The organism is Klebsiella sp. FDAARGOS_511, from assembly GCF_003812845.1.
Classification (GTDB): Bacteria; Pseudomonadota; Gammaproteobacteria; order Enterobacterales; family Enterobacteriaceae; genus Klebsiella; species Klebsiella grimontii.
Map to the genome: position 1 here is coordinate 4,214,588 of NZ_CP033824.1, position 13,783 is coordinate 4,228,370.

The following is a 13,783-nucleotide window of genomic DNA, read 5'->3' on the forward strand; positions in this document are numbered from 1 at the left end:
CAATTTGCCCTTTTACCGACAGCGAGAAGCCGATGAGCCACAAAGCCGCGATTACCATCACCTACTGTTCGCAGTGCAACTGGATGCTGCGCGCCAGCTGGATGGCCCAGGAACTGCTGCACAGCTTTAGCACCGACATTGCTTCGGTCACGCTGATTCCGGGAACCGGCGGGATCTTCGTGGTAGCCGTTGATGATGTGCAAATCTGGGAGCGCAAGCAGGATGGCGGTTTCCCTGACGCGGCTGAGCTCAAGCGCCGGGTGCGCGACGTTTGCTTCCCGGAAAAATCGCTGGGGCACGTGGACAAACCGGCATAATCCTCAGGGAGTATGTGGCTGCATCGCTCTCTCTGAATGTGTATTATGAATGCATCTTTTTCGGGAGGAACAGGCGATGGCAGGCAAACGTATTGCGCGGGAAAAAAAGACCATTAGCAGCATGATCGCGCTCTATCAGCGCCGCTGCCCGGAGGCCCGCGACGATACCGAACACTATCAGGCGCTCAACGCCTATGCCGACAAGCGGCTGGATAAATGCGTTTTTGGCGAAGAGAAGCCCGCCTGCAAGCAGTGCCCGGTGCACTGCTACCAGCCCGCAAAACGCGAAGAGATGAAGCGGATTATGCGCTGGGCAGGGCCGAGGATGCTCTGGCGGCACCCGATTCTGACAATTCGCCACCTGATCGATGACAAACGCCCGGTACCGGAGTTACCGGAAAAGTATCGGCCCAAAAAGCCGCAATAAACTCCCCGGCTCGCGCTGCGCTTAGCCGGGCTACAATTCGCGCGGTCTGTAGCCCGGGTAAGGCGTCAGCCGCGACCCGGGGCCTCGCCGGAACGGGCCGTGGTTTGACTATCGCGAACCGAGGTCCAGACAAATGCGATAACGAACAGGGCGGTAAACAACACCACAATGGTCGGCGCCGGCGCGCTGTCGAGATAAAACGACAGCCACACGCCGCCCAGCGAACAGCTTAATGCCATCGCCACCGCCAGCAGCAGGGCGCTGACAAAACGCCGGGTCAGCAGCAGAGCAATCGCCCCCGGCGCTATCAGCAGCGAAATCGACAAAATGATCCCCACCGCTTTCAGCGTCGCCACGATGGTCAGCGCAATCATGCACAGCAGCCCATAATGCAGCAGCCCGCAGCGCAATCCGCTGGCCTTCGCCTGCTGCGGATCAAAGGCGTGCAGCAGAAAATCACGCCACTTAAGCCCGATTATCAGCGCAATCGCCAGCGCAATCAGCGACGTTTGTACAATATCGCTGGCGGAAATACCCAGCATGTCGCCAAACAGAATATGATCGAGATGGACCTCCGACTGAATCGACACGTACAGCACCAGGCCTGCGCCAAACATCCCGGAAAATACGATGCCCATGAGGGTATCGCGCTTAATGCGGCTGTTATCGTCGAGATAACCGGTGGCGATGGCGCAGAACAGCCCGGCGATAAACGCGCCGATGGCGAAGGGGATACCGAGGATATACGCCACCACCACGCCCGGAAAAACCGCGTGGCTCATGGCATCGCCCATCAGCGCCCAGCCCTTGAGTACCAAAAACACCGACAGCAGCGCACAGGGGATGGCAACGATCGCCGCCACCAGCATGGCGTTGACCATAAAGGAGAACTGGAAAGGTTCAAGCAGCGCGCTCAGCATGAGGCCTCCCTGGCGCGGCGACGGCTGGCGAGCAGGCCGTGCTTCGGCGCGAAAACGAACGCGGCTAAAAACAGCAGCGTCTGGGCGACGACGATAATTCCGCCGGTCGCCCCGTCCAGATAGTAGCTCAGCCACGCGCCGAAAAAGCTGGTCAGGCTGCCAATCGCGACGGCAATCGCCAGCAGGCGCGGGAAGCGGTCGGTCAACAGCCAGGCGGTGGCGCCGGGCGTCACCACCAGGCAAATCACCAGAAACGCGCCGACGGTTTGCAGCGCCGCCACGGTACAGGCCGCCAGCAGGGTAAAGAACAGCAGCTTCAGCCCGCTGGTGTTGAGGCCAATCGAGCGGGCGTGATTCTCATCGAAAAAGGTCACCATCAGGTCTTTCCACTTCAGTAGCAGAATCGCCATCGAAATAAAGCCAATTGCCGCCAGCTGAATAATATCCTCTGGAGCAATAGCCAGAATATTGCCGAGAATAATGGTCTGGATATTCACCGAGGTCGGGTTCAGCGACACCATAAACAGGCCGATACCGAAAAAAGAGGAGAAGATCAGGCCGATAATTGCATCTTCCTTCAACTTCGAACGCTGGTTAAGAAACAGCATGCTGCCCGCCGCCAGCCCGCCGGAAAGAAACGCCCCCAGCGCGAAAGGCAGGCCGAGCATATAAGCGCCCGCTACACCCGGCACGATAGAGTGGGAGAGGGCATCGCCAATCAGCGACCAGCCTTTGAGCATCAGGTAGCAGGAGAGAAACGCGCACACTCCGCCCACCAGCGCTGAAACCCACATCGCGTTCAGCATATATTGATAACCAAACGGCTCCAGCAGCCAGCTCATCTTTCGCCTCCCGCCGCCCGGCGGCTGATAAACGGCCGCTCATCGTCGGTAATAATCCTCTCTTCCGCGCCGCTCAGCACCACGTGGCGCAGCACGCCGCTAAAAGCCAGTTCGAGGTTTTCGGCGGTAAAGGTGCTTTCCGTCGGGCCGCTGGCCAGCACGGTGCCTTTGACCATTACCGTGTAGTCGCAGAACTCGCTCACCGAGCCGAGGTTGTGGGTGGAAACCAGCATGGTGCAGCCTTCGTCGCGCAGCTCCCGCAGCAGCTCGATGATGCGCGCTTCGGTCTGCACGTCGACGCCTGTGAAGGGTTCATCCAGCAGAATAACTTTTCCCTGCTGAGCGATAGCGCGGGCCAGAAACACGCGCTTTTTCTGCCCGCCGGAGAGCTCGCCGATCTGGCGCTGCCGGTACTCGCTCATGCCGACTCGCGCCAGGGCGGCATCGACAATCTCATGGTCGCGCGCTTTAGCCCGCCGCAGCCAGCCCATATGGCCGTAGCGCCCCATCATCACCACATCTTCCACCAGCACCGGGAAAGACCAGTCCACCTCTTCCGCCTGCGGAACGTAGGCGACGAGGTTCTGCCGCAGGGCGCGGTTAACCGGCTGGCCGAGGATCGCGATATCGCCTTTACCGACGCGCACAAAGCCCATCAGCGCTTTAAACAGCGTCGATTTGCCCGAACCGTTCACCCCGACCAGCGCGGCGATGGCGCTGCGCGGCACGCGGAACGAGGCGTCGCGCAAGGCAGTATGACCGTTGCGATAGGTCACGCTGACATTGTTGACCGCGAGACCCGGTAGCTCGTGACTCATGCCTGTTTCCTTAGTCCGTCGTTGATGCCCTGGACGATGGTTTGGGTGGTGACGCGCAGCAGGTCGAGATAGGTCGGCACCGGGCCATCGGCGGCGCTCAGGGAGTCGACGTACAGGACGCCGCCATAGTGGGCGCCGGCTTCTCTTGCCACCTGACGCGCCGGTTTATCGGAAATGGTGCTTTCGCTAAAGATAGTCGGGATATGCGCTTTCTTCATGGTGTCGATGGTTTTCCGCACCTGCTGCGGCGTGCCCTGCTGGTCGGCGTTGATCGGCCACAGATAGAGCTCCTGCAGGCCGTTATCGCGGGCCAGATAGGAGAACGCCCCCTCGCTGGTTACCAGCCAGCGCTTATCCTGCGGTAGCTTCGCCAGTTCCGCCTTCAGCGGCGCCATGGTCTGGCGGATCTTCTCTTTATAGGTCTCAGCGTTATGGCGATAGGCGTCGGCATTTTCAGGATCGTACTTCACCAGCGCGTCGCGAATGTTATCGACATAGATCAGCGCATTGTCGGCCGACATCCACGCGTGCGGGTTGGGCTTACCGTTATACGGCCCCTCGCTGATGCCCATCGGCTGAATGCCGTTGCTGACCACCACTTCCGGTACGCCGTTCAGGTGCTGATAAAAGCGGGCGAACCACAGTTCAAGGTTCAGGCCGTTGGCGAGGATCAGCTGTGCGCCCTGCGCGCGTTTGATATCGCCGGGCGTTGGCTGATATTCGTGGATCTCGGCTCCCGGTTTGGTGATGGAGCTGACGTCGGCGGCGTCGCCCGCAACGTTTTGCGCCATGTCGGCGATCACCGTGAAGGTGGTAATCACTTTAAATTTCTCTTTTGCCTGGGCGGGGGCGACGGCCAGCAGCGCCAGCGTGGCGGCAAATATCAGATGCTTCAGGGGTGGCAGGTGCAGCATAAGGTCCCTCACAACGTTGCGGTTAATTAATCATCATTTATAGCCATTGCTATGTTATATAGCACAAGCTATTTATAAATGAAAATAATTCTTATTTAGATGTAAGGCGAATGATTAGCGTGCGAACCCGCGGCGGGAGAGAAAAAGGCCCGGCCACGCGGAAGGCCGGACGCTGAAATCAGGAGAGATCGGCCACCGACTGGCGGGGGATCAGGCGGCCCGCCAGCGTACGCCCTTCGGGAGAGAAGGTGGGGCGCTCGTCAATCAGGTTGCGGATACGCTGCAGGCAGTTCTCCATCAGCTGCTCCAGCGGCCAGGAGATACACGTCAGCGGCGGATTGAGCAGCGAGGCAAGGGGAGAATCTTCCAGGCTCAGCAGCGAGACCTCCTGCGGTACGGCAACGTTGAACTCGCGCAGCAGGCGCATCGCTTCGGCGGCGTAGCGGTCCCGTTTCACGATAATCACCGAGTATTTGCTGAAGCTGTTAATCAGCGTCAGCAGCGCCTGTTCAACGTTATCGTTGGCCGCCAGCATCAGCTGGCGGTTAAAAGGGATGGAGTAGTTTTGCAGGACGTTGCGATAGCCTTCGAGCATCTGGCGGCTGGCGTCATCGCTGTCGTTATCAACGAGCAGCGCGATATTGCGATGGCCCTTGCCGATCACGTAGCGGCAGGCGCTCTCGGTGGCAAAAGCGTAGTCGTAGCCCTGATTATTGACCCCGGCAATGCTGAAGCGGTCAAAGGAGATCACGTTGCGCGGCGCATCCGCCGGGACGGCGCCGAGCACCACCACTGCCACGCACTGGCGCTGTAAATCGTCGACGACCGCCGCCTGTTCCGCCGCATCCGTCACGTACTGAACAATCAGGTTTTTATTCAGCCCCTTCAGCGCTAGCGAGAGCATCGGTAGCAGGCGCGCGCCGCTGCTGTCATCGTTCGCCGGGATCACCAGCCCCACGTGATTGGATGTCTGACTGGCGAGGTTTTGCGCGGCAAAGCTCGGGCGGTAGTTCAGTTCCTCTACCGCGCGCAGCACCGCTTCCCGGCTCTCTTCGCGCACGCCCCGCGTGCCGGTCAGCACGCGGGATACCGTCGCTCGGGAGACATTCGCTAATCTTGAAACATCATCAATGGTTGGCATGGCATTTTCTGTCTGAATATTTTCGCCTAGCTTAGCATACCTGCTGAAAAAAGTGTCTACCGCCGACCGGCTTCAGCATCGGCCAGAACCGGCAGCCAGGCCGCGCCGCGCACGCCGCTGGCGTCACCGAAGCGGGCCTGTTTGATCTGCGTTCGGCAGCTATCGGAGAAGAGATACGGGACGATCGCCGACGGCAGTTGCTCATAGATTTGCCCGACGTTGGAGAGCCCGCCGCCCAGCACAATCACCTGCGGATCGAGGATATTGATTACCGACGCCAGGCTGCGGGCGAAAGCGTCGATAAAATGCCGCCAGTGGGCCAGCGCCTGGGGATCGCCGTTTTGCGCGGCGGCGATAATCGCCTCGGATCGCGCCTGCGCGCCGTAGCGGCGGGCAAAGCCGGTGCCGGAAATAAAGCTTTCGATGCAGTTCTCTTTTCCGCAGTAGCAGGGCTGTGCCGGGCCGTCGCGATCGGGGCAGTAGCCCGGCAGGGGATTGTGTCCCCATTCGCCAGCGATGGCGTTAGGCCCGCTGAGCAGCTGTTGGTTCACCGCAACGCCGCCGCCGCAGCCGGTGCCGATGATAACGCCGAAAACGGTCATCGCCCCCGCGCCCGCGCCGTCCACCGCCTCAGAGAGGGTGAAGCAGTCGGCATCGTTCGCCATCCATACCGGCTGGCCGAGCTCCCGTATCAGGTCATGACGCAGGTCGTGGCCGTTAAGCACCAGACAGTTACAGTTTTTAATCAGGCCGCTTTGTGGGTCGATAGCCCCCGGCAGGCCGATACCAAGGGTAAACGGACGCTCGCTCCAGGCGCGGACGCTCTCAATTAGCCCGAGCAGCTGCTGCATAAACGCGTCGTAGCTCTCTTTATGCGTCGGACGGCGCTGGCGATAGACGCATTCGCCCGCCGCGTTGAGCAGGACGGCTTCCATTTTGGTGCCGCCGATGTCTAAACCGAGATGTAGCATGGTTGTCCTTAATCGTGGTAGCCGGTTTTCTCCGAGAGGGAGCTACGCGTGCTGTCCAGGTAGCCCGGCTAAGCGCAGCGCGAGCCGGGAAGTCAGCCAGGTGACATGAGCATTTACCGTTTTCCCGGGTCGCGGCGTAAACGCCTTACCCGGGCCAGGTCATCTCCTCACTCCTGGAGAGGAGGAACTCTACGCGTGCAGCGGTCGCGAGCGGTAAATGGCGATCAGTTCGCCGATCAGCTCTTTCGCCAGAATCGAGGTCATCAGATGATCCTGAGCGTGAACCATCACCAGGGTCATTTTGGTTTTACCCTCTCCCTCGTCGGCCTCAATCAGCTGGGTCTGCACCCGATGCGCCTCGCGGGCGAAATGCGCCGCTTCTTTCATTTTTTCGTCGGCGGCGGCGAAATCCCCCGCTTTAGCGCAGCTCAGCGCTTCGTAGCACAGGCTACGCGACTGGCCGGCGTTGATGATGATACCCATCACCTGTTCTTCTAATTCCATGATAACCCTCTGAATAGTATGAATTATGCGGACTGCGGCGCGCTTTCGGCCTGGGCGGCCGCGTTAGCGTGTTCCTGCTCCAGCAGCTGTTTTTCGTAGGCCTTGAGGAACGGCAGGTACATCACCATCGCCGTTGCCATACAAATCAGGCACATGATCACCGGGCTAAAGCTCCAGTTCGCCGCCCACGAGGCGCCGATAGGGGCGGGCGTCGTCCACGGCGTCATCGACACCACGCGGCTCACCAGGTCCAGCTTCAGCGCAAAGTAGGCCAGGGTCGCGTTGATCATCGGCACCAGCACGAACGGCAGGAAGAATAGCGGGTTCATGATGATCGGCGCGCCAAACAGAATCGGCTCGTTGATGTTAAATACGCCCGGCACCACGCCCATCCGGCCAATCGTTCGCAGGTGCACGGCCTTGCTGCGCAGCAGCATCAAAGCCAGCGGCAGGGTGGATCCGACGCCGCCGATCAGCAGGTAGTGATCCCAGAAGCCCTGGACGTAGATATGCGGGATCGCGGTGCCTGCGGCCATTGCCGCCTGGTTGATCGACAGGTTCGCCATCCAGAACGGATTCATAATCCCGGTGACGATCAGCGCCCCGTGGATCCCGGCAAACCACAGCACCTGGCACACCAGCACCGACAGCAGGATCGCCGGTAGGGTATCGGAGGCCGCCACCAGCGGTTTCACCAGCGACATGATCGCTTCCGGGATAATCATCCCCAGCTGCGCTTCGATAAACAGATTCAGCGGATGCAGCGTCAGCACGATCGCCAGCACCGGGATCAGGATTTCAAACGAGCGCGCCACGCCCGCCGGGACTTCCGGCGGCAGACGAATGGTAATGTTGTGACGCTTGAGGAAGGCGTACAGTTCGGTGGAATAAATCGCCACCAGAATCGCGGTGAAGATCCCCTGGCCGGAGAAGTAGGCGGTGGAGATCTGGCCATCCTTCAGCGGCGCGGCCACCAGCAGAAACGACATCAGCGACAGCATTCCGGCGGTCAGCGAGTCCAGATTGTGGTGTTTCGCCAGGCTGGCGGCGATCCCGACGGCGATAAACAGCGTCATTACCCCCATGCTGAAGTTAAACGGCAGCATCAGCGCATCGCGATGATCGAGAGAAAATTGCAGCCAGGCGCGGGCAAATCCCCACGTCGTATCCGGAGAAAACGGCGGGAAAATAAAGACCAGCAAAAACGATCCGACGATCATAAAGGGCAGGGCGGTAATAAAACCGTCGCGGATGGAGGTGACGTATTTTTGCTGGCCAATCGCACCCGCCATAGGCGTGATCTTCTGTTCAATCACGGCGATCAGCTTCGCGTACAGAGAGCTCATGATCTTTCCTTAGTTTTTGTTATCGATAAGGGAAAGCGCGAAATCGAGTACGGCGCCGCCTTTCTGCATGCCGTAATCCATCATGTTGATGGGTTCCACGCGGATACCGTATTTATCAGCCTGCTTTTGCAGATCTTTCTGCATGTATTTCACCTGCGGCCCCAGCAGGACCACCTGGTAATGGCCGACCTGTTGATCGAATTCCGCGACGCCGAAGGCGTTGATCTCCACCGGCAGACCACGCTGCTCGGCTTCGGCGATCATTTTTTTCACCAGCAGGCTGGTGGACATGCCCGCGGAACAGCACAACATTATCTTTTTCATATATCGCTCCTGATGAGATGGATGCGCCGACTATAGTCATAATGGATATAAAACGGAAAGCGCTTTCCGTTTGTGGATTTATTTATTGTGACAACGATCACCTATGGCGGGCTTTTACTTTATCCGGGAGTGCGCGATCATCCTGGCGATAAACTATTCCTATAAGGCAGGACTATGAACATTCAGTTGATGAATGTTGTCGTCGATATCATCGAGCAGCGGCTGGCGCCGCTGGCCAACGTTCTGACGCGCAATAACCACATCACGGCGATGCGCGACAGCTTTGCGCTGGCGATGCCGTTTGTGATTGTCGGAAGTTTGCTGGTGCCGATTTTGTTTCCGCCCGTTTCCATCGACGGCGCATCGTTTTTCGGCCAGTTCTATTTCCAGCTACGGCCCATTCTGCTGCCGACCTTCGAACTGACCATCGGGCTAGTGGCGCTGATTGTGGCCTTCGGCGCCAGCGCCAGTCTTGCCAAGCAGTACCGGCTGCCTGAGCGGCTCTGCGGGCTGACCGGCTGCCTGGCGTTCTTGCTGTTTATCGGCTTTCGCGGCAACGGCGCGACCAATATTTTCCTCGGCGGGATGGGGATTTTTACCGCTCTGATTTCAAGTACTTACTCCATTGAGATCGTGCGCTTCTTCTACAAGAAAGGCTGGTGCATCCGCCTGCCGGAAGAGGTGCCGGTGATGACCCGCAACGGCTTTCAGCTGCTGATCCCGCTGCTGGTGGTGATGCTCTCCATCAGCGTCATCAACGCGCTGCTGCTGCAGAGTACCGGGCGCATTTTACCGGAGCTGATTAGCGAAGCGGTGCGGCCGCTGGTGGTGGCGTCCGACACCTTAACCGCGGTATTAATTTCTTTATTTATCTGTAACCTGCTTTGGTTTGTCGGCATTCACGGCGCGCTGATTATCACCGGGATTATGAACCCGTTCTGGATGACCTATCTGTTTGAAAACCAGCAGGCGCTGGCCGCCGGTTCCGCCACGCTGCCGCATATTTACCTGCAGGGGTTCTGGGATTTTTACCTGCTGATCGGCGGCATCGGCTCCACTTTACCGCTGGTGTTTATGGCGATGCGCAGTCGTTCCCGGCAGCTGAAAAGCGTGGGGAAAATTGGCCTGCTACCCTCGCTGTTTAACATCAATGAGCCGATACTGTTTGGCTTTCCGATTATCATGAACCCGGTCTTTCTGCTGCCGTTTCTGTTTGTTCCGCTGATAAATGCTTGTATAGCATGGTATTTAACCCAGCTGGGGATTCTCGATCGGGCGGTGGCGATGCTGCCGTGGTCGATGCCGGCGCCGCTCGGCGCGGCGTGGTCAGCTAACGGCAGCTGGAAAAACCTCTGCATGTGCCTGTTCGCCATTTTTAATGCCTGGATGCTCTATCGTCCGTTCTTCAAGGTCTATGAACGGCAGCTCGCCGACGCCGAACGCTAAGCTTTTCGCCTGCCTGCCACAGCCCGCCGCGTGTGGGCTTTTTTATATCTGCCAGATTATGTGAACCTCATCACAAATATTCGCCCGCTCTCGTTAAAATTGTGAACTCATCCGGCAATTACGGAAAGCGCTTTCCGTTAACGGATGTACATTTCCATTTTTGATCCGTAAATTTCCTCCCGTTCTCAGGCAGTGTTAATAAAAAAATAACCAAGGAATAAAAATGATCAGGCTAAATCATTCAATACCTCTGTCTTTACTCGCCCTTGCGGTGATGAGCGACTGCGCCATCGCCGATCCGAAGTACGATTTTATGCTCCACGGCTATATCCGTTCAGGGATCCTCGCCAACGCCGACGGCAACCGCGCCGACTCGGTTGGTCTGATGCCGGACGGCAAGTGGCGTCTGGGAAACGAGGAGGACACCAAGATCGAACTGATCCCGACGGTGACGTTAACCTCGGACAGCGGCGTGGTGGCTAAAGTCCAGGCCAACATTACCCATCAGTCGAAATGCACCTCCGACTGGAACTGTCAGGACGACGACGGGCATGATGTGCAGTTCCGTGAAGGTTTTGCCGAACTGTCAAACCTCGACTTCGCCCCGGAAATGACCTTCTGGGCCGGTAAGCGCTACAGTAGCTCCAACACCTCCAGCCACCAGTTCGACTGGGAGTACATTCAGTACAACGGCACCGGCGGGGGCTTCGACAATATGGATCTCGGCTTCGCGCGCTTCGATGCCGGGGTATACGCCTTCTCGCCAACCGACGAAACCAAAGCCTACCCGGTGGACAAAGGCGATCAGGGCTATCCGGATGACTACTCGCTCAATCTGTGGCTGAAAAAGATCGGCGGCACCGGCTTCGACCTTGAGCTGATTGGCCATCATATGAACCGCAACGAGAAGCACCCGTCCTCGGCGGAAAAGGGCTACGGCGTGACCGGCGTCTACAACTTTGACGGCTTTTACGGCCTGACCGGCGGCTACTCTCGCGTGGTCTTCCAGTACGGGCGCGGTCTGGCGGCGGGAGACTCGCTGGGGAAAAACGGCTGGGGCTGGGCAAACCTCGACGATACCCAGTCCTGGCGCGTGGTGCTGGATAACATGGCCTCGCTCGGCGACTGGGAAATCTCCACGTTTGCCTACTATCAGAAAGACAAAAACTACCGCTGGTGGACGGAAGATGCCAACGGCTGGGGACGCACCAGCTGGGTGGCGGGGATCCGCCCGTATCAGCAGATCACCAAAAACTTCGCCATGCAGTACGAGCTGGGCTACGAATATCTCGACGATAAAAACTACAAAGGCGTGGACGGTAAAGGCAAAGGCGGCCTGACGAAAGTGACCATCGCGCCGACCCTGACCTTTGATTCCGGCTTCTGGACCCGCCCGCAGCTGCGCTTCTTCGTCACTTACGCGAAGTGGGATAAAGGCGTGTCCGACGCGCTGGACGGCAACTATAACTGGGACACCAATACTATTTCCGCAGGCGGCTACTCGCGCAGCGGCGACACCGACACGCTGAACTTTGGCGTGCAGGCCGAAGTCTGGTTCTAAGGAGAGATAACGATGATTAAGCCGGTGACAAAACTGATGCTCGTCGCGCTGCTTTCGGCGCTGGGAAGCGCAGGAGCGATGGCCGCAGAGCGCTCGCACTTTGAACACTTTATTACCCGCGACGGTGCGACGCTAAAAGACGGCGACAAGGTTTTCCGCTTTGCGGGCATCCACGCGCCGGAGCTGCACCGTATTGAGGACGATGCGCGCGGTACCTGCAAGGCCGACTCGCGCGGCTGGGGGCAATATTTCCGCTGGCCGACGGCGGAAGAGCAGGAAAACTGGATTAAGGCGCTGGTGCAAACCGGCGCCAGGGCGCAGCGGGTATACGTGCTCTCGGTGCAGCAGGCGTTTGACGAGGCCTGCGGTCGCGAAACCCATATTCTGGCCCCGGAAACCGCCGACGGCATGCCGCGCCTGAATGAAAAGGCAATGCGGGTATACGACAACATGATCGCCGAGGCGGACAAACAGGGGCTGCGCCTGATCCTGCCGTTTATCGATCACTGGTGGTGGTGGGGCGGTCGCGAGCAGCTGGCGGCGTTCTACTACGAAAAGCCGGAGGATTTTTACCGTACCGACAGTAAAACCTTCAAGGCCTATCTGGACGTGATTCGCCAGGTCATCACCCGTACCAACAGCGTGACCGGTCGTCCTTATTATGACGAAAAAGCGATTATGGCCTGGGAGACCGGCAACGAACTGGAAGACACCAACGCGGCGTTTCTTCAACAGACCGCCGCGTGGATCAAAAAGTGGGCGCCGCATCAGCTGGTGGTCGATGGCACTTACAAGAAAATTAACGGGTTTGCGCTTAACGATCCCCATGTCGATATCGTCAGCAACCACTACTACACCAATGCCGATAACAACCATCCCGATCAGGTGAAAAAAGACCTGACGGCGGCAGCGGGTAAGAAAGTCTATATGGTGGGCGAATTCGGCCTGCTGGACGCGCAGCAGCTTAACGCCATTATGCAGTCGATCGTCCATAGCGAAGTCAACGGCGCGCAGGCGGCGGGCGGTTTAATCTGGGGCTTCCGCGGTCATCGTCACGACGGCGGCTTCTACTGGCATAAAGAGTCCACCGGCCACTACAGCTACCATCTGCCGGGCTTCCCGGTGGAAGGTAAGGCCAATCAGGAGATGGAAGTGGTCGACCTGGTGCGCACCGCCGCGGCGCAGATGACCGGGCTGGAGAAAGCGCCGCCGCTGCCGAAGCCGGATGCGCCGACGCTGCGGGCGACGGATTCACCTTTTGCGATCAACTGGCTGGGGGCGGCGGTAGGACGCGCCTACGATGTTGAGCGCGCCGATTCGGCATCCGGGCCGTGGAAGGTGGTGGGGCGCGACATTTCCGACGGCGTTAACGAATGGAACCCGCAGACGATGGATCTGTTCCGCGATGACTATCGCAGTCTGCGGCTGGGGAATACCTACTATTACCGCGTCATCGCTAAGAACGAGAGCGGCAGCTCAGCGCCTTCGAACGTGATTAGCGTGAAGCATACCCAGGCGAATCAGGCGCCGGTAGTCGCGCTGGCGGAGAGGCTTACCACCAGCCAGGATCAGGGCGTGCAGCTGAGCGCGAGCTGGCGCGATGACGGGCTCCCGGACCGCGACGTAAAGGTGAACTGGAGCAACGGCGGCAGCGCGCAGGCTCATTTTTGCGCGACGGATAAAGCCGAAACCCGCGCCTGGTTCAGCGCCCCCGGTGAATACGCGCTGACCTTTAGTGCCGATGACGGTCTGCTCAAAAGCAGCAAAACCGTTAAGGTCACGGTGACGGAAGCCGTCGGTAAAGTCCCCGCCGACTACTGCCGTTTTGGCGGCGGGGTATTGAACGTGACCGATGGCAAAATTGCGGCGGCGAAAAGCGAGAAAGACGCGCTGACGATTGACGAAGACGGCTTCCTCGGCCCGTTCGCCAACGACGGCGATAAGGTGAGCTGGCAGGTTTCCGCGCCGTGGGCCGGCAAGTATCAACTGCGGGTGACGTTCAGTGGCAAATGGGGCGGCAAGAAAAACTCGTTTATCGTCAACGACGGCGCGCCAATCGCGGTTGAGTTCCCGCAGACCGATGAACAGGGCCAGCAGCTGCTGGTGCCGGTTGAGCTGAAGGCCGGCGATAACCGCATCGACTTCGGTAAATTCGCCGGCGACTGGGGCTACATGTTTATCAAATCGATTGAAGTGGTTGCAGAGTAGTGCTTATTGGCTGCGCCCGTTGGGTGCGGCCTTTTTTAACTTAC

At 58.8% G+C, this 13,783-nt stretch carries 14 protein-coding genes; 5 read left to right on the forward strand and 9 right to left on the reverse strand.

The genetic code is table 11. The features are described from left to right. The first annotated feature begins 32 nt into the window (after positions 1-32). Entirely contained in the window at positions 33-317 is a 285-nt protein-coding gene (locus tag EGY08_RS21380; RefSeq protein ID WP_004124173.1) for a SelT/SelW/SelH family protein, read from the forward strand. 76 nt (positions 318-393) lie between these two features. Beyond that, positions 394-744: a nitrous oxide-stimulated promoter family protein gene (locus EGY08_RS21385; protein WP_004124166.1), complete on the forward strand. Its 351-nt coding sequence runs from the start codon at positions 394-396 to the stop codon at positions 742-744. Positions 745-809: 65 nt separating this feature from the next. On the opposite strand, the gene sitD is transcribed toward EGY08_RS21385, so the two are convergent. The 9 genes from sitD to EGY08_RS21430 all read right to left on the reverse strand — a co-directional run bounded on the left by sitD (position 810) and on the right by EGY08_RS21430 (position 8,524). Next, positions 810-1,664, reverse strand: coding sequence for an iron/manganese ABC transporter permease subunit SitD (gene sitD / locus EGY08_RS21390; protein WP_049112340.1), 855 nt, complete (start codon positions 1,662-1,664; stop codon positions 810-812). Continuing rightward, positions 1,658-2,506 (reverse strand): iron/manganese ABC transporter permease subunit SitC, encoded by an 849-nt coding sequence (gene sitC, locus EGY08_RS21395; RefSeq protein WP_004124162.1) that lies wholly within the window; start codon positions 2,504-2,506, stop codon positions 1,658-1,660. Before sitC ends, sitD begins: the two co-directional genes overlap by 7 nt. Next, complete coding sequence (locus tag EGY08_RS21400) at positions 2,503-3,324, reverse strand: manganese/iron ABC transporter ATP-binding protein (protein WP_004124160.1); 822 nt, start codon at positions 3,322-3,324, stop codon at positions 2,503-2,505. Before EGY08_RS21400 ends, sitC begins: the two co-directional genes overlap by 4 nt. Beyond that, positions 3,321-4,238, reverse strand: a complete 918-nt coding sequence (locus EGY08_RS21405) for a metal ABC transporter substrate-binding protein (protein WP_123828883.1) — start codon at positions 4,236-4,238, stop codon at positions 3,321-3,323. Before EGY08_RS21405 ends, EGY08_RS21400 begins: the two co-directional genes overlap by 4 nt. A 178-nt stretch (positions 4,239-4,416) precedes the next feature. Continuing rightward, on the reverse strand, positions 4,417-5,379 hold the full coding sequence (locus EGY08_RS21410) for a LacI family DNA-binding transcriptional regulator (protein WP_004124158.1): 963 nt from the start codon (positions 5,377-5,379) through the stop codon (positions 4,417-4,419). A gap of 56 nt (positions 5,380-5,435) precedes the next feature. Then, on the reverse strand, positions 5,436-6,350 hold the full coding sequence (locus EGY08_RS21415; RefSeq protein WP_004124157.1) for an ROK family protein: 915 nt from the start codon (positions 6,348-6,350) through the stop codon (positions 5,436-5,438). 189 nt (positions 6,351-6,539) lie between these two features. After that, complete coding sequence (locus EGY08_RS21420; RefSeq protein WP_004104873.1) at positions 6,540-6,854, reverse strand: PTS lactose/cellobiose transporter subunit IIA; 315 nt, start codon at positions 6,852-6,854, stop codon at positions 6,540-6,542. A gap of 23 nt (positions 6,855-6,877) precedes the next feature. After that, positions 6,878-8,200, reverse strand: coding sequence for a PTS cellobiose transporter subunit IIC (locus tag EGY08_RS21425; RefSeq protein ID WP_004134311.1), 1,323 nt, complete (start codon positions 8,198-8,200; stop codon positions 6,878-6,880). Between the two features lie 9 nt (positions 8,201-8,209). Further along, positions 8,210-8,524 (reverse strand): PTS sugar transporter subunit IIB, encoded by a 315-nt coding sequence (locus EGY08_RS21430; RefSeq protein WP_004104871.1) that lies wholly within the window; start codon positions 8,522-8,524, stop codon positions 8,210-8,212. Positions 8,525-8,698: 174 nt separating this feature from the next. Between EGY08_RS21430 and EGY08_RS21435 the strand changes: the two genes are divergently transcribed. The 3 genes from EGY08_RS21435 to EGY08_RS21445 all read left to right on the forward strand — a co-directional run bounded on the left by EGY08_RS21435 (position 8,699) and on the right by EGY08_RS21445 (position 13,739). Further along, positions 8,699-9,970, forward strand: coding sequence for a PTS sugar transporter subunit IIC (locus EGY08_RS21435; RefSeq protein WP_049113211.1), 1,272 nt, complete (start codon positions 8,699-8,701; stop codon positions 9,968-9,970). Positions 9,971-10,193: 223 nt separating this feature from the next. Then, positions 10,194-11,531 carry a maltoporin gene (locus EGY08_RS21440; RefSeq protein ID WP_123828884.1) on the forward strand — a complete coding sequence of 446 codons (1,338 nt, stop codon included), beginning with the start codon at positions 10,194-10,196 and terminating at the stop codon, positions 11,529-11,531. A 12-nt stretch (positions 11,532-11,543) separates the two neighbouring features. After that, positions 11,544-13,739, forward strand: coding sequence for a CBM35 domain-containing protein (locus EGY08_RS21445; protein ID WP_004124146.1), 2,196 nt, complete (start codon positions 11,544-11,546; stop codon positions 13,737-13,739). Positions 13,740-13,783: the final 44 nt, after the last annotated feature.